Origin of the sequence: Pseudomonas sp. MWU12-2037 (genome assembly GCF_023242345.1) — a bacterium.
In the GTDB taxonomy this organism is placed as follows: domain Bacteria; phylum Pseudomonadota; class Gammaproteobacteria; order Pseudomonadales; family Pseudomonadaceae; genus Aquipseudomonas; species Aquipseudomonas gingeri_D.
Genome location: NZ_JALLIZ010000004.1, coordinates 432092 through 448372 on the forward strand (window position 1 = coordinate 432092; position 16281 = coordinate 448372).

General features: G+C 62.6%; 18 protein-coding genes. All 18 read right to left on the reverse strand.

Going from position 1 to position 16281, the window contains the following annotated elements; translation table 11 throughout:
• Positions 1 to 117: 117 nt before the first annotated feature.
• On the reverse strand, positions 118 to 1038 hold the full coding sequence (locus M5B42_RS10010) for a PfkB family carbohydrate kinase (RefSeq protein ID WP_248745703.1): 921 nt from the start codon (positions 1036 to 1038) through the stop codon (positions 118 to 120).
• Positions 1031 to 2497 (reverse strand): cytosine permease, encoded by a 1467-nt coding sequence (locus M5B42_RS10015; RefSeq protein ID WP_152737116.1) that lies wholly within the window; start codon positions 2495 to 2497, stop codon positions 1031 to 1033. The genes M5B42_RS10010 and M5B42_RS10015 overlap by 8 nt, the downstream gene beginning before the upstream one ends.
• Positions 2498 to 2612: 115 nt before the next feature.
• Positions 2613 to 3617, reverse strand: a complete 1005-nt coding sequence (locus tag M5B42_RS10020; protein WP_248745704.1) for an ADP-ribosylglycohydrolase family protein — start codon at positions 3615 to 3617, stop codon at positions 2613 to 2615.
• Positions 3614 to 4327: a GntR family transcriptional regulator gene (locus M5B42_RS10025; protein ID WP_103496787.1), complete on the reverse strand. Its 714-nt coding sequence runs from the start codon at positions 4325 to 4327 to the stop codon at positions 3614 to 3616. The genes M5B42_RS10020 and M5B42_RS10025 overlap by 4 nt, the downstream gene beginning before the upstream one ends.
• A 133-nt stretch (positions 4328 to 4460) precedes the next feature.
• Positions 4461 to 5024 carry a DUF1285 domain-containing protein gene (locus tag M5B42_RS10030; protein WP_103496786.1) on the reverse strand — a complete coding sequence of 188 codons (564 nt, stop codon included), beginning with the start codon at positions 5022 to 5024 and terminating at the stop codon, positions 4461 to 4463.
• Positions 5025 to 5026: 2 nt separating this feature from the next.
• Positions 5027 to 5644 (reverse strand): DUF4823 domain-containing protein, encoded by a 618-nt coding sequence (locus M5B42_RS10035; RefSeq protein ID WP_152737119.1) that lies wholly within the window; start codon positions 5642 to 5644, stop codon positions 5027 to 5029.
• A 67-nt stretch (positions 5645 to 5711) separates the two neighbouring features.
• On the reverse strand, positions 5712 to 6680 hold the full coding sequence (locus tag M5B42_RS10040) for a radical SAM protein (protein WP_103496784.1): 969 nt from the start codon (positions 6678 to 6680) through the stop codon (positions 5712 to 5714).
• Positions 6681 to 6817: 137 nt separating this feature from the next.
• Complete coding sequence (locus tag M5B42_RS10045; protein ID WP_103496783.1) at positions 6818 to 7456, reverse strand: TetR/AcrR family transcriptional regulator; 639 nt, start codon at positions 7454 to 7456, stop codon at positions 6818 to 6820.
• 415 nt (positions 7457 to 7871) lie between these two features.
• Positions 7872 to 8657: a TatD family hydrolase gene (locus M5B42_RS10050; protein WP_103496782.1), complete on the reverse strand. Its 786-nt coding sequence runs from the start codon at positions 8655 to 8657 to the stop codon at positions 7872 to 7874.
• A gap of 13 nt (positions 8658 to 8670) precedes the next feature.
• Positions 8671 to 9027 (reverse strand): PilZ domain-containing protein, encoded by a 357-nt coding sequence (locus M5B42_RS10055; protein WP_103496781.1) that lies wholly within the window; start codon positions 9025 to 9027, stop codon positions 8671 to 8673.
• Positions 9028 to 9070: 43 nt separating this feature from the next.
• Positions 9071 to 10057: a DNA polymerase III subunit delta' gene (locus M5B42_RS10060; protein WP_248745705.1), complete on the reverse strand. Its 987-nt coding sequence runs from the start codon at positions 10055 to 10057 to the stop codon at positions 9071 to 9073.
• On the reverse strand, positions 10050 to 10682 hold the full coding sequence (gene tmk, locus M5B42_RS10065; protein WP_103496779.1) for a dTMP kinase: 633 nt from the start codon (positions 10680 to 10682) through the stop codon (positions 10050 to 10052). The genes M5B42_RS10060 and tmk overlap by 8 nt, the downstream gene beginning before the upstream one ends.
• Positions 10683 to 10701: 19 nt before the next feature.
• Positions 10702 to 11955, reverse strand: coding sequence for an endolytic transglycosylase MltG (gene mltG, locus M5B42_RS10070; protein WP_248745706.1), 1254 nt, complete (start codon positions 11953 to 11955; stop codon positions 10702 to 10704).
• A 1-nt stretch (position 11956) separates the two neighbouring features.
• Positions 11957 to 12772 (reverse strand): aminodeoxychorismate lyase, encoded by an 816-nt coding sequence (pabC, locus tag M5B42_RS10075; RefSeq protein ID WP_248745707.1) that lies wholly within the window; start codon positions 12770 to 12772, stop codon positions 11957 to 11959.
• Positions 12772 to 14016 (reverse strand): beta-ketoacyl-ACP synthase II, encoded by a 1245-nt coding sequence (fabF, locus tag M5B42_RS10080; protein ID WP_177100297.1) that lies wholly within the window; start codon positions 14014 to 14016, stop codon positions 12772 to 12774. The genes pabC and fabF overlap by 1 nt, the downstream gene beginning before the upstream one ends.
• A 111-nt stretch (positions 14017 to 14127) precedes the next feature.
• The gene (gene acpP / locus M5B42_RS10085) at positions 14128 to 14364 is read right to left on the reverse strand and encodes an acyl carrier protein (protein ID WP_152737125.1); all 237 of its coding nucleotides are present in this window, start codon (positions 14362 to 14364) and stop codon (positions 14128 to 14130) included.
• A 196-nt stretch (positions 14365 to 14560) separates the two neighbouring features.
• The gene (gene fabG, locus M5B42_RS10090) at positions 14561 to 15301 is read right to left on the reverse strand and encodes a 3-oxoacyl-ACP reductase FabG (protein ID WP_103496774.1); all 741 of its coding nucleotides are present in this window, start codon (positions 15299 to 15301) and stop codon (positions 14561 to 14563) included.
• Between the two features lie 16 nt (positions 15302 to 15317).
• Positions 15318 to 16256 (reverse strand): ACP S-malonyltransferase, encoded by a 939-nt coding sequence (fabD, locus tag M5B42_RS10095; RefSeq protein ID WP_152737126.1) that lies wholly within the window; start codon positions 16254 to 16256, stop codon positions 15318 to 15320.
• Positions 16257 to 16281: the final 25 nt, after the last annotated feature.

The window sequence follows — 16281 nt, forward strand, 5'->3', positions numbered from 1 at the left end:
ACTGGTGCACTCCATCCCTGTAGGAGCCGGCTTGCCGGCGATGGCGATCCACGGAGCGCCACCAAAATCCCGCCTGCCGGCGGATCGCGAGCAAGCTTGCTCCTACAGGAGCCGGATTCAGCCGTTCGCCAGCATGGCATCCACTTCTTGCTTCCCGGGCGAGGTGGCCGGCCCCCAGCGTGTAACCGCCAGGGCCGCCGCCGCATTGGCGCGGCGAGCCGCCTCGACGGCATCCAACCCCGCCGCCAGCCCGGCGAGGAACACACCGGTATGTGCATCGCCCGCGCCGTTGCTGTCCACCGCCTGTACCTTGAAACCAGGCACATGCCGGTGCTCCCCGACCCGACTGACCCAACAACCGTTCGGGCCATCGCGAACCACCAGCAGCGCACCCTCGGCCAAACGCCCGGTCAGATTGTCGAGGGAACCGGCAATATCCGCCGCGCCGGTAAAACGCAGGGATTCGACACTGTTACTGGTCCAGATATCGATACGCGGCAACAAGGCCGCCATGGGGGCTGCATCCGGCGAGTTGACCAACGGACCCGGATCGAACACCACCGTCACCGCCTTCGGCAAGGACAACACCCATTCCAGCAGCGCCGGTGCCTTGTCCGGATATTGCAGGCTGTAGCCACTGACATAGACGTAATCGTCGGTTTGCACCGAGACCCGCGCCAGCTCTTCAGCCGAGACACCGCCTTCGGCTCCGATATAGGAAATAAAGGTGCGCTCGGCGCTGGCCTCGGTCAGCGACACGCAAAGCCCGGTGTCCTTCGCACCATCGCGCTCGAGGGCGATCTCGACCCCCTCCGCCGCCATCGCCTGGCGGGCGATGTCGCCGAAGCGCCCGTTACCGTGGCGCCCGAGGTAGATCACCGGCAGGCCATTGCGCCGGGCCGCGGCCATGACGTTAAAACCCGCACCGGCTTCAAAGCTGGCGGCATTCGCCAGCACGTCGCCGCCGGTCGCCGGCAGCTGGTCGAGGGACATGACCAGGTCAACCATGACCTGGCCGGTATGCATCAGTCTAGCCATTGGCATTCTCTACAAAGGCCGCACGACGATCCGCCGCGCCGCCGAGCACGGCGTAAATACCGCCGGCAACCAGGAAGGTGACGATCCAGCCCAGGCCGTTGTGGCCCAGCCAGGAATCGGAGAGGAAACCACGGAACCAAGTGGTCTCGGCGGTGGTGCCGATGGTGGTGAAGCTGAAGCCCAGGACAATCGCCACGGCCCAGGCACCGAAGGCGCGCCATTCGATGCCGCCGCTATACCAGTAGGCGCTGGTCGGACTGACGTCCAGCAGGTCCTTGGGGCTGTAGTACTGGCGATGCACCAGGTCGACCACGAAGATCCCGACCCAGGCGGTGATCGGCACCGCCAGCAGCGAGATGAAGGTGATGAACGGGCCGTAGAAGCTGTCGGCGATCAACATGAAGTAGATGGAGCCGACAAAGATCGCGACGATATCGACGATCACCGCATGCACGCGCTTGACCTTCAGGCCCAGGGTCAAGGTGGTCAGGCCCGCCGAGTACACCGACAGGTTATTCGACAACAATAGCCCGCCGAACGCGGTGATCAGGTACGGCACGGCCATCCAGGTCGGCAGCATGTCGCGGATCGCGATGATCGGGTCAGTCGCCTGGGCCAGATCGTGGTTGCCCACCGACAGCAGGCCGCCGAGGGTGATCAGCAGCACCAGCGGGATACCCGCGCCGAAGGCCGCCGAGGCCACCAGACGGACCGCCTTGACGCTCTTGTGCTGGTAGCGCGACATGTCGGCGCCGGCGTTGGCCCAACCGATCCCGGTACCGGCCGCCATGGTGCCGATGCCGATGATCATCGCGCTCATCGGCGCCGGGGTGGCGTTGAACACCGCGCTCCAGTCGATGGTCGCGCAGAGGAAACCGCCCACCAGGATATTCAGGCCGCCGAAGACATAGGTCGCCCACTTCTGGATCACCAGCAAGGTGGCATGCCCCAGGCCCGAGACCGACAGGGTCAACAACACGAAGATGGCGATAAACAGCAGCGTCAGCACTGGCGCGCTCTTGGCCTCTACGGGTGAGTGGAACAGGATCGAACACAAGGACAGCAGCACGAACGCCGCGGTGGTGGTGTTGACCGTTTCCCAGCCCAGGCGCGACATCAGCGAAACGATGGTCGGGCCGATATTGCCGCGCACGCCGAAAATCGCTCGCGACAGGGTCAGGCTCGGCGCATGGCCACGCCGACCGGCGATGGAGATGATCCCCACCACGGCGAAGGAACCCGCCGCGCCGAGGATCGCGACGATGATCGCCTGCCAGATCGCCAGCCCGCGAAAGGCCACCAGGGTTGCCCCCAGTGGCAGGCCGAGAATACTGATGTTGGCTGCGAACCAGACCCAGAACAGTTGCAACGGATGGCCGTTGCACTCGGCTTCCGGGACCGGTTCTATACCGCGGGTTTCCAACTGGCCGGCACTTTGTCCGGCTTTTGATGAGGTCATGGTGTTCAGCTCCTGATGCCAATTGTTGTGGTTGTTGGGCAGTGCGGAAGGTGTAGAAACCCCTGGGCCATTTCCGGGCCCCCTTCGTCTGCAGTCCATTGCGTGTTGTTGTGTGTCAGGCGTTGCGCAGGGCGATCAGCCCCTGGACCAGCGGTACCAGTTCCAGCGCATTGACTTCGATGATTTGCGCGACCATCTCGGCGGGCCAGCAGTCCAGGCCGTCACAGGCCCCGAGCATGGCGCCGAGGATGCCGGCGATGGTGTCGGTGTCGCCGCCGATGCTGGCGGCCAGGCACAGGGCGTCGAAGGCGTTGAGCTTGCCGAGCGCGACCCGCTGGGCCAGCGCGAAGGCCACCACCACCGACTCTTGGGAAGCGACCGAGGTACCGACCACGTCATACAGCAGGTCGGCCAGTTCGGCGTCCGGGCAATCGCGGACGAGCTCACGGGCCCAGCGAATCCGCGGCCCCAGGCGCCCGCCGGCAACCCAGTGGCCATGTTGTTCGGCACTAAAGGCCATTTCGGTGCCGATATCCAGCGCGTGCGCCAGGCTCTGGCGGTTGATCCCGCAGGAAATCACCGCGGCGACGGCGGCGGCGCTGGAGATTCCCAGGCTGGTGTTATGGGTGACCTGGCAGGCCTGGATCACCGCCTCGAGAAAGCGCTGGGGCTGGTCGACATCGGCGGCGATGCCCACCGGCGTAATGCGCATGGCCGCGCCGTTGGTGGTGCCGTAGCGCCCGGCTTCCTCGGGGCTGTGGCCGGCCAGGATCATTTCAATGGCGCGCTTGGTCGATGGACCGAGCAGATCCTGCGAGCCCTTGGCCTGCATCACCGCTTCCCAGGCGATCAACCGTTCGGCCAGCAGCGCCGGCTCGATATGGCCGTTACCGTCGATCAGCAACTGCCCGACCAGGATCGCCTGTTCGGTGTCGTCGGTGATGGAGCCGGCGGGCATGTTCGGCGCGATCGGCTGGTCGGGACCGGCGTCGACCAGCGTGGTGATGCTGCCGAAGCGAGCCCGGATCTGGGCGCGACTCAGGGATTGGGTCGGCATGCCCAGGGCGTCGCCCAGGGCGAGGCCGTAGAAGGCACCGAGGGCTCGATGAATCGGGGTCATGTCGGGTTTCCAAACGCCAGGTGCAGGCGGAAATGCAAAGGATCGAGCAGACTTTCGACCTGCTCCATAAAACGTCCCCGCTTGTCGTAGGTGGTTCGCAAGGCCTTGAGAAACACCGTGCCCAGCGGACGCCCGAGCAGTTCGGCATCTTCCGCGCAGAGGGGTTCGGCACCGATCCACTGATCGCCGCGATCACCGACATAGCCGTAGGCCGCCAGGGTAATGGTCAGGGAGTTGTCGATCAGGCCGACGTTGGGCAGGCCTTCCAGGCCGCCGCTGGCCGGTATCAGCGAGTGTTCGAGGGAAACCGCGGTGCCTTCGGTATTGCGCCGGCGCCGGTCGAGGGCGATGAACTGCTCGGTGCCATAGCGACTGAACAGGTCCGGCCGCGTCACCGCTTCCAGGCGCAACACCTCGGTGTTGATCAGCGCCCCGCTGTCCGCCAGGGCCTGGGCCCAGCCGGCGCGCTGGTCGAGGGGAATGCCATCGTAGGTGACGATGGAGCCCACGCCGCTCTGGGTCGCAATGTAGTTGCGCCGCTTGAGCTCGGCCAGGGCCTCGCGCAGCGTGCCACGGCTCACCGAGAATTCTTCGGCCAACTGATGTTCACCCGGCAACAGCAAGCCGTCTCCAAGAAGACCGCTTTCGATGCGCCGGATAAGCTCATCGACCACCCTTTTTTTCTTATCAAATCGGACATGTCTAATCATGTACAAATTGATAACCGAAAGAGGCTCAGGGGTGCAAGGGATTTATTTTACAAAGAGATGAATGGTGGTGTTTTTCAGGGCGCTATCGCCGGCAAGCCGGCTTGCTGGCGATCCGCCGACAGGCGGAGACAATTCAGGGCTCCAGGCCAATGGGGAAAAACACGCCCCCGCTCCAGACCCCCAGCCAGGATTGGCCGTCGATCTCACGGCTGACCGCCAGTTCCACCAGTTGGTAGAACACATTGCGATGAATCAGCGCTTCAAGATTACTGCGCACATGCACGTAGGGCGCCGGTTCCTGGCTGATCGGATCGATCACCACCCGGATCGGATGCTCGGTACCGGCCGTCACCTGTTCATCGACGTAAGTGGTAAACCGCAGTTGCTGTGCCTCGCCCTGCCCTTCGACCTCCAGGGTCACCGCGACAAAGGGCGCATCGTCGACTTTGATCCCGACCTTTTCCACCGGCGTGATCAGGAAATAATCATCGCCGTCGCGGCGCATGATGGTGGAGAACAACTTGACCATCGGCTTGCGGCCAATCGGCGTGCCCTGGTAATACCAGGTGCCGTCACGGGCGATACGCATGTCGATATCGCCGCAGAACGCTGGATTCCACAAGTGGACCGGCGGCAGGCCTTTTTCCGTCTTGGGGATTTGCGCCAACAGGTCGTTGGCCTTGCCCGACTCACTCATACTCAATCCGACATCCACTGTTCACCGACGCCTAACAGACTACGCGCATATTCGGCCAAGGGGGCGGCGATCAGGTCTTCGGGCTTGTTGTTGTGGAACGTCAGCAAGCCGCCACGGCTTTTGATCCGTGCCGTATCGATCAGGTACTGGGTGCCGGTCTCGATCAGCATGATCTGGATCACCCCGCTGTCCACGCCCAGGCGGTCGACGGATTCCTGGTCGGCCCATTCGTCGTAGTTGCCGATGCGGTCGTCAGCCTTGGCGAAGCGCGTGTACAACAGGTAGTGCGCGCCGGCGGAGCGGGCCTCGGCCATGGCCTGGTCGAGCCCCAGGGGCGCACGGGCGCGGCGCACCATGGGGAAATATTCGACGAAGCCGTTGAAGGCTTCCTCGGCCACCACGTTGGGACGCGGGTAAGCACTGCCGGGTGGCGTGAAAGCGCCCTGGGCAATGTAGATAAAGGAGTCCGGCTGGATGCGGAACGAGCGGATCCGGCGCGTATCACTATGGTCGAGCAGTCCCACATCGCTCGCCTGATAACGGACACCTTCCCCCAGATCACTGACTTTCATGCAGCCGCCCAGCGCTAAAAACGCCAGCAGCACAACCAGGCTACGCATCCTATCCTCCAGAGGCCGGTGACGGAAAACCGGCGAATAGTCGCGTGGATGCAGCTTCCGCGCCAGATCAGCCGCCGATGATTTTCATCACCGTCGCGCCGCCCGAAAAAGCCACTTCCTGTTTGTCACCCAAGGCCTTGACCAGCAGCCGCTGCAACGCCGGCAACGCCTCGTGGCGCGGCTTGTCGAGCAGGTCGCCGACATAATGCCGGTTGCTCGACGACAGGCAGCCATGCAGCCAGCCGGTGGACGACAACCGCAAGCGCGAACAAGTCCGACAGAACGGCACGCTTTCGTTGGCGATCACCCCAAAGTGACCACGCCCCGGAATCGCATAACGCACGGCGGTGGCATCCACCGGGGCATCGGCCTGCAGGTATTCATAGCGCTCGCCAATCAGCCCGAGCAACTGCTTGAGACTGACGAACTGCTGGAGAAAGGCATTTCCATCGCTGGCCAGGTGGCCCATGCGCATCAGTTCGATAAAGCGCAGCTCATAGCCGCGCTCAAGACAGTAATCCAGCAGCGGCATCACCTGGTCCAGGTTCTGCCCGCGCAACGGCACCATATTGACCTTGATCTTCAGTCCCGCCGCCCGCGCCTGCTCCATACCGTCGAGTACGCTGGCCAGGTCGCCACCACGGGCGATAGTACGAAAAGCACTGGCATCCAGGGTATCGAGGGAAACGTTGATCCGTTTGATCCCGGCCTCCACCAGCAGCGGCAATTTGCGCGCAAGCAACTGGCCATTGGTGGTCAGGCTGATATCGTCCAGGCCCATCTGGCCGACCGCGCCCATAAAGGCTTCCAGCTTCGGGCTGACCAGCGGCTCGCCGCCGGTAATGCGCAAGCGCTCGATCCCCGCCGCCTCGATCAGGTAGGCCACGCCCCGTGCCATGGCCTGCGCCGACAGTTCGTCCTGGGCAGCCACCAGCCGCTTGCCATTGGGCACGCAGTAGGTACAGGCATAATTGCAGGCGGATGTCAGGCTGATGCGCAGATTGCGAAAACGCCTGCCTTGACGGTCAACGATCATGGGACACTCCGGCGATGGACTGTGGAACGCGCAAAACTTGACTTAAAAATCAAGTTTTGACAAGCCCTATCCCTGAGTATAAGCCCGGGGCATTGCGCCATATAGGGGAACGTGGCGCAATCACCAAGCCGAATATCTTAGCTGACGGGCGTTTCAGGGTCGCGCTTGCGCTTGTTGCCCATGCGCACGCCGATATCCATCAGGAACTGGAAGAAACCTTCCTGGTCTTCCAGCACATTGCTCCAGAACGGCGAGTGGTACAGCGCGACAGCGCCATGTACCAGGGCCCAGGCGGCGCAGTAGTGGAAGTACGGCGGCACGTCCTCGAGCTTGCCTTCGCTGATACGGCCCTTGATCAGCAAGGTCAGGCGTTCGAAGTTGGACGCGCGGATCTTGTGCAGCTCCTCGACCATCTCCGGCACCTGGTGGCCCTTGACCACTTTTTCTTCCAGGCGGTCGAACAGGCGATAGCGCTGGGGATCACGCATGCGGAATTCGAAGTAGGCCCGGGACAGGGCTTCCTTGTCCTTGTCGACATCCGCCGAGTGCAGCAGCTCGTTCAAATCACGCTCGTAGTCGAGCATCAGGCGCAGGTAGATCTCCGCCTTGGATTTGAAATGCTTGTAGATGGTGCCTTTGCCGATACCGACGGCATCCGCGATCATCTCGACGGTGACACTGTCTTCACCTTGTTCGAGGAACAGCTTTAGCGCGGTATCGAGAATTTCCTGCTCGCGGCGACGAAACTCACGGACCTTACGGGGTTCTTTATGCATAAGAAAAGGTCTGTAGGGGCAAAATCGAAGCCAAGTATTATGCCTGACTCGCGCCAAATTGCACGAATCATCCGAGGCTTTTAGTTTTCACTGTCGACGAATCAGGCCGCCCTGGTCAGAAAATCTTCGCGGTGGTCACGGATCGTCGCCGCCGCCGGCCGCCGAAAAGCGTCCTGGCACGATGAGAACTCAACAGAAGCGCCTGTATTCCAAATCTGTTTAAAAAATGAGCAATGCTGACTGGACGTCGGGCGATCCTGACCAATACTTGAACTGTCGGCGCGACATCTCCCCCAAGTGACGCGCTGATAAAGGTGCCGAAGGACCGCGTACCTTTGTTTTACTCCTAATGGTCTTAACCCGGATTCACCCCCCAGAACCCGGGTTTTTTTTGCCCGCGATTTAGCCTCTCGGCTCAGGCGCGCACATGGGCCAGGGGAAACAGGCGCTTGAAGTTCTGGGTGGTCTGCTCGGCGAACTGCTCGTAGGGCACCCCGCGCAGCATCGCCAGGTAATCGGCGACATCGCGCACATACTGCGGCAGGTTCGGCTTGCCGCGATGGGGAATCGGCGCCAGGTACGGTGAGTCGGTTTCCACCAGCAGGCGGTCGGCCGGCACTTGTCGCGCGACGTCGCGCAAGGCGTCGGCATTGCGGAAGGTGACGATGCCCGAGAGGGAAATATAGAAGCCCAGGTCCAGAGCGGCCTTGGCCATCTCCCAGTCCTCGGTGAAGCAATGCAGCACGCCGGCCTGGGGCAGTTGCGCCTCGCGCAGCAACGCCAGGGTATCGGCGCGCGCGCCACGGGTGTGGACGATCACCGGCTTGCCGGTCTGCGCGGCTGCTTGCAGGTGCAAGCGGAAGGACGCCTGCTGCAGTTCGGCCGCTTCAGGCTCGTAATGGTAGTCCAGGCCGGTTTCGCCAATGGCCACGACCTTGGGATGCTCAAGCTCGCGCAGCAACCAGTCGAGCGCCGGCGCGGCGTCGGCCTTGACGTCCAGCGGGTGCACGCCGACCGAACAATCGACATCGGCGTAACGCTCGGCCAGGGCCTTCACATCAGCCGCATTGTCGACACTCACGCCGATACACAGGAAGTGCCCGACTCCGCGCTGACGCGCTGCGTCGAGCGCCGCATCGAGGGAGCCGGCATGTTCGGCGAGATCAAGACGGTCGAGGTGGCAATGGGAATCTACAAGCATAAAAAGGCGACAACTACATCGTATGGGTGGGACGGTCGGACTTCAGGGCGCCGGCCAGGTGGGTTTCGATCTTGCTGCGAGCGGTGTTGTCGCCGTCGTTGAATTGCACGCCGACGCCCGCCGCGCGGTTGCCCTGGGCACCCTTGGGGGTGATCCAGGCGACCTTGCCGGCGACCGGGATCTTTTCCGGCTCGTCCATCAGGTTGAGCAACATGAACACCTCGTCGCCCAGCTTGTAGCTCTTGCTGGTGGGGATGAACAGCCCACCGTTCTTGATAAAAGGCATATAGGCCGCGTACAGCACGGACTTGTCCTTGATGGTCAGGGACAGGATGCCGTTGCGCGGGCCGGGACCAATGGGTTCGTTCATACTCGCTCCGGTCATGCAGATAGCCGATTCTAGGCCCATCGCCTCAGTGTTGGGTAGGTAAAGCTGCCCATTGCACCAATAGCGCTTCGAGCAGCAGCACCCGATTGAGGTTGGCCTTGCTCAGGACTTTCTGGCGCTGGGCGAGAATCCAGTCCTGGATCGACAGGACCTTGTCCCGGGCGGTTTTCTGCGCCAGGTATTGCACCACCTTGCGCATGTCGGCCAGGCCCAGGCCGGCTTCGTCCTCGGTCAGTTGATAACGCAAGATCAAACTCGACCAGTCGCAGAACCAGTCGAACAGCAACAACAGGGGAATCGCATTCCACCCTTCGGCCAACTGGGTGGCCGATTGCTGTTGCTTGAGCAATTTCTTCACCCCATCGACCACCAGCGCCCGCTGTTCGCGAACGCCCTGGGCCTGGAGACTGACCGCGGCCAGGGGTGAACCCGCCGCCAGGGTCAACAATTCGACCCGTTCTTCCGCACTGCTGTCCGGCAACGCCGTCGCCAGCCATTGCAGGCTCATGGCCTCGCTCGGCAGCGGGCAGGCCTGTTGCACGCAACGGCTGCGGATGGTCGGCAGCAAGCGGCTGGACTGATGGCTGACCAGCAACAGCACGGTATCGCCGGAGGGCTCTTCAAGGCTCTTGAGCAAGGCGTTGGCGGCGTTGATATTCATCGACTCCACCGGCTCGATCAGCACCACCTTGCGCCCACCCAGTTGCGCGGTCTGGACCACGAAACTGACCAGGTCGCGGACCTGGTCGACCTTGATCGCCTTGTCGGCTTCTTCAGGTTCCAGGATGTAGTTGTCCGGATGGCTGCCGGCGTTCAGCAACAGGCAGGACTTGCAGTGCCCACAGGCATTGAGATTCGTCGGGCTCTTGCACAGCAGCAGCGCCATCAGCCGTTCGGCCAGGGCGCGCTTGCCGATGCCCGCCGGGCCATGCAGCAGATAGGCATGGGCATGCTGGAGCCGCCCGGCCATTTGCTGCCAGAGGCTGTCCTGCCAGGGATAGGCTTCAGCCACGGTGCCGCTCCAGGATTTCCGGCAGCAGGCGGTCGAGGGATTGTTGCACCTGGGCCAGCGTCTGGGCCGCATCCACCAGCCGGTAGCGCGACGGATCGGCTTCGGCGCGTTTCAGGTAGGTGCTGCGCACGGCGTCGAAAAACACCCGGCCTTCCTGCTCGAAACGATCCAACCGACCCCGGGCACTGGCCCGGGCCAGGCCGACTTCCACCGGCAGGTCGAAGACCAGGGTCAGGTCCGGACGCAGTTCGCCCTGGACAAAATGTTCCAGGGTGGCGATACGCTCATGGGACAGGCCGCGACCACCGCCCTGGTAGGCATAGGTGGCATCGGTAAAACGATCGCACAGCACCACCGCGCCACGGGCCAGGGCCGGACGGATCACCGTGGCCAGGTGCTGGGCCCGCGCGGCGAACACCAGCAGCAGTTCGGTATCGGCACACATGGCTTCATCGCTGGTCGCCAGCAGCAGTTCGCGGATCCGTTCGGCCAGCGGCGTACCACCAGGCTCGCGGGTCAGCAGGACATCGACGCCCTGGGCCCGCAGGCACTCGGCCAGGTAATCGCGGTTGGTACTTTTGCCGGCGCCTTCCGGGCCTTCCAGGGTGATAAACAAGCCAGTCACGGGCAGTCCTTAATCAGGGTCATTGCGAGTCTTTCGCCTCGGCTTCGGTTGACGCGGGTGCCGCGGGTACAGGTTCGACAAGCGGGGCCGACGCGGGTTTCGACTCTGACTCGGGCTCCTCGGGAGCCGGGCTCTGAACCGGGGCCGGCGCGGCCGCTGGAGCCGTCGGCGCAGGTGCAGGTGCAGGTGCAGGTGCATGTGCCGGAGTAGCAGTCGAAACCGTCGGTGCAGGAGCAGCCGCCGGCGCAGGGCTGGAGCGGTAATCGGCCCGGCGCTTGAGCTGGAACTCACGCACCGCGTTGTTATGGGAGTCCAGGTCGTCGGAAAAGACATGGGTGCCATCGCCGCGCGCCACAAAGTACAGGCTGTTGCCCGCTACCGGGTTCAACGCGGCGTGAATCGCCTCGCGTCCGACCATGGCAATCGGCGTCGGCGGCAGGCCGACATTCATGTAGGTATTGTAGGGATTGGCCTCACGCAGGTGGGCACGGGTGAGCTTGCCGGTATAACGTTCGCCCAGGCCGTAGATCACCGTCGGGTCGGTCTGCAACAACATGCCCTGTTGCATTCGCCGCACGAACACCCCGGCGATCTGGCCGCGCTCCTGGGGCACGCCGGTTTCCTTTTCCACCAGCGATGCCATGATCAGGGCCTGATAAGGCTCGGTATAGGGCGCATCGGCGGAGCGTTTCTGCCACTCCTGGGCCAGGACGCTATCAAGACGATCATAGGCCTTCTCCAGCAGTTCGGCGTCGCTCATGCCACGCACGAAGCGGTAGGTGTCCGGAAAGAAACGCCCTTCGGCGAACACATCCTTGTGCCCCAGCCTGGTCATGACTTCGCTGTCACTGAGACCGCTCAGGGTCTGCTGGAGCTTTTCGTTCTTGGCCAGAGCCGCACGCACCTGGCGGAAATTCCAGCCTTCGACCAGAGTCAGGCTGTACTGCACCACTTCGCCGCGCTGCCACAGGGACAACAGCGCACGCACGTCCATGCCCGGCGTGATCCGGTACTCGCCACTGTGCAACGGCACCCCGGCCAGATTGAAACGCCAGTAGAGGCGCAGCCAGAAGGCGTCCTTGAGCAAGCCTTCGGACTCGAGTCGATTGAAAGTGCCCGTCGGTGTCGCACCGGCCGGGACATCCAGCAGCTGTTCCTGCGTCAGGTTGAGGGGCTGCTCCAATGCCGAATGCAGCTTCCAGGCGGAACCGCCCAGCAGCAAACCGGCCAGCACCAGAACGGCTTGCAGCAGCACCAAGAATTTACGTCTCAATTCAAACTTCCAATAGCACGCGGGCAATGCCTTGCAGTTTACGGGTGAGCGGGCCAACCGACCAGCTCAGGTCGGCAAAAGCCCGAACGGGCCAGACACCGTAGACACTGTTACAGAGAAAGACTTCATCAGCTTGCCGGAATTGCTCCAGGCTGATATCGGAAATATCAACAGGGATTGCCAGTGCCTGCGCCTCTTCCAGCAACTGCGCGCGCATCACCCCCGCCACGCCGCAACGACTGAGGTCGGCGGTGCGAAGCACACCCGCCCGCACCAGGAACAGATTACTGAACACGCCTTCGATCACCCGACCGGAGGTGTCGAGCATCAAGCCTTCGGCCTGTTCGCCCCCCTGCCATTCGGCACGGGCCAGGACCTGTTCCAGGCGATTGAGATGCTTGAGCCCGGCCAGCAGGGGCTGCTCGGACAAACGTGTCGTACAGGGGAAAAGGCCAATACCGTGCTGCTGGTAGGCCTCTGGATAAGTCGGCGGCGGGCTGCCTTGCAGGATCCGTCGCGGTTGCGCATCCGCCGACACCGCATAGCCGCGCTGGCTGTCGCCCCGAGTGAGAATCAGCTTGAGCACGCCCTCCCCCAGTGCCGCACCGTAGGCGAGCAACTCGCGGCGAACCAACCCGTGATCCGCCGCGATACCCAGGCGTCGACAACCTTCGGCCAGGCGTTGCAGGTGCCGCTCGAGCAGCAGCGGCTTGCCGGCTTTCACGGCGATGGTCTCGAACAGACCATCGCCGTAGGCCAGGCCGCGGTCCTTGAGGGACAACGCATCGGCCGGCCGGCCGTCGACCCAGCTGTCCATCACTCGGCGAACCGGCGGAACACCAGGGAGCCGTTGGTACCGCCAAAGCCGAAGGAGTTGGACAGCACCACATCGATGGGCATGCGCCGGGCTTCGTGGGGCACGAAATCCAGGTCGCAGCCTTCATCAGGCTCATCGAGGTTGATGGTCGGCGGTGCAACCTGGTCGGCGATGGCCAGCACGCTGAAAATCGCCTCGATGGCACCGGCGGCGCCCAACAGGTGGCCCGTCATCGACTTGGTCGAACTGATCGCCAGCTTGTAGGCCTGCTCACCGAACACCCGCTTGATCGCCTCGGCTTCGGCCAGGTCGCCGGCCGGGGTCGAAGTACCATGGGCGTTGATGTACTGCACCTGATCCAGGTTCAGCTTGGCATCGCGCATGGCATTGGCGATGCAGCGGGCCGCACCGGCACCGTCGTCGGGTGGCGAGGTCATGTGGTAGGCGTCGCCGCTCATGCCGAAGCCGATCAGCTCGGCATAGATAGTGGCGCCACGGGCCTTGGCGTGCTCCAGCTCTTCGAGCACCAGGGCGCCGGCACCGTCGGACAGCACGAAGCCGTCACGCCCCTTGTCCCACGGACGGCTGGCACGGGCCGGCTCGTCATTGCGCGTGGACAGCGCCCGGGAAGCACCGAAACCGCCCATGCCGAGGCCGCAAGCCGCCATTTCGGCGCCACCGGCAATCATCACATCGGCTTCATCGTAGGCAATATTGCGCGCCGCCATGCCGATGCAGTGGGTGCCGGTGGTGCACGCCGTCGCGATGGCATAGTTCGGCCCCTGGGCGCCCAGGTGGATGGACAGGAAACCGGAAATCATATTGATGATCGACCCGGGCACGAAGAACGGCGAAATACGCCGTGGCCCCTGGTCGTGCAACGTGCGGCAGGTCTGCTCGATATTGGTCAGACCACCAATACCCGAACCCATGGCCACGCCGATGCGCTCACGGTTGGCATCGGTCACTTCAAGGCCGGCGTTACGCACTGCCTGGAAACCGGCTGCCAGGCCGTATTGAATGAACAGGTCGAGTTTGCGGGCTTCTTTGGCCGACAAGTACTCTTCGACATTGAAACCTTTTACCGAGCCGCCAAAACGGGTGGTATAGGCAGAAAGGTCTGTGTGTTCGATCAGACCAATGCCACTACGGCCAGCCAGAATGCCTTGCCAGGTACTCGGAACATCCGTACCCAATGGCGACAACATCCCCATGCCGGTGACTACGACGCGTCTACGCGACACAGCACTCTCCTTTATCCTGTTGACGACACTTTGCCTCACACCTAAAGAAAAAACCGCACGCCGTGATGGCAGTGCGGTTTTTCCATGACAGCGGGCAACGACTACAAACTATTACGCCTGATGGGCAGTAACGTAATCGATAGCTGCTTGAACGGTAGTGATTTTTTCAGCTTCTTCGTCAGGGATTTCGGTCTCGAATTCCTCTTCCAGAGCCATCACAAGCTCAACGGTGTCAAGGGAGTCGGCACCCAGGTCTTCAACGAAGGAAGCAGCCAAGGTGACTTCTTCTTCTTTGACGCCCAGTTGCTCGGCAACGATTTTCTTGACGCGTTCTTCGATGGTGCTCATACCTTGTTTTCACTCCTAATGGAAAAATTCAGGCAGCTGGCCGGTGGGTAAGTGTATAGAAAGGCTTTTCAGCTTTTCAACCGAAAGCTTCAGCCTTTGTCCCCCTTTGCCCTCTGCCCCTCAATAAGTTGCAGCTTTATAACGGATTTTAGACAGCTGGTATGACATTTTTTTGAAGCAATCCGTCACATTTGAATTACATGTACATCCCGCCGTTCACCGGTATTGTAGCCCCAGTCACGTATGCCGCACCGTCCGAAGCCAGAAAAGCGACCACTTGCGCGATCTCTTGAGCCTGGCCCAGGCGGCCCAGCGGAATCTGCGTCAGCAAGGCTTCACGCTGCGCTTCAGGCAATTCACGGGTCATATCGGTGTCGATGAACCCTGGAGCCACCGAGTTTACCGTAATCGAGCGCGAACCGACTTCACGCGCCAATGCACGGCTGAAACCTTCGAGGCCGGCCTTGGCTGCCGCGTAGTTTACTTGGCCTGCGTTGCCCATGGCACCCACAACCGAACCAATATTGATGATTCGGCCCCAACGGGCCTTGGTCATGCCGCGCAGAACGCCCTTGGACAGGCGGAACAGGCTGTTGAGATTGGTATCGACCACGTCGTACCACTCGTCATCTTTCATCCGCATCATCAGGTTATCGCGGGTGATACCGGCATTATTGACCAGGATCGCCGGCGCACCGAACTGCTCGCCGATGCTCGCAAGAACGGTGGCAACCGACTCATCGCTGGTTACATTAAGTTCCAGACCCGTGCCTTGAATGCCATGCTCCTTGAGGGTCGCGGCAATTCGCTCGGCACCGGAGGCCGAGGTCGCGGTGCCGATGACCACGGCGCCAAGACGCCCCAGCTCGAGGGCGATGGCTTGGCCGATGCCACGGCTGGCGCCGGTGACCAGTGCAACTTTACCTTGCAGACTCATGCAGGCTTCTCCTGATTCAGGCCCGCGCCGCGCGCGTGGCGGCGAAGGCATCCGGGGTATTGAGGTTGGACGTATTGACGCCATCGGCGCAACGCTTGTTCAGGCCGGCCAGCACCTTGCCAGGGCCGCATTCGACCAGTTCGGTGGCGCCGTTGGCCGCCAGGCACTGGACCGACTCGACCCAACGCACTGGCTTGTAGAGCTGTTCCAGCAGGTCGCGCTTGAGGGTTGCGAGGTCCGTGGCCACCTGGGCACTGACGTTCTGCACCAGCGGGATCTGCGGTGCCTGCCAGTCGATGGCGGCAACGGATTCGGCAAAACGCTCGGCGGCCGGACGCATCAGTTCGCAATGCGACGGTACGCTGACCGGCAGCGGCAGGGCGCGCTTGGCACCCTTGGCCTTGCAGGCTTCCATGGCGCGCTCGACGGCGGCCTTGGCCCCGGCGATCACCACCTGGCCCGGCGAGTTGAAGTTCACCGCACTGACCACTTCACCTTGCGCCGCGTCGGCGCAGGCCGCAATCACATCGGCATCGTCCAGCCCGAGGATCGCCGCCATGGCCCCCTGCCCGGCCGGAACCGCTTCCTGCATCAATTGGCCACGGCGCTCCACCAATTTCACCGCATCACCCAGGCTCAGGCTGCCGGCGGCGACCAGCGCGCTGTATTCGCCCAGGCTGTGACCAGCGACATAGGCCGGACGCGCCCCACCTTCAGCCAGCCACAGGCGCCACAAGGCGACGGAGGCGGTGAGGATCGCGGGCTGGGTCTTGTCGGTCTGGTTCAGTTGCTCTTCCGGCCCCTGCTGGGTCAGTGCCCAGAGGTCATAGCCCAGGGCATCGGAGGCTTCTTTGAAGGTCTCAAGGATCAGCGGGTATTGCGCGCCCAGCTCGGCAAGCATGCCGAGGGACTGCGAACCCTGTCCTGGAAAGACGAATGCGAGGGATGTAGACATGTAACAAGCCCCTAATGATCTTGTC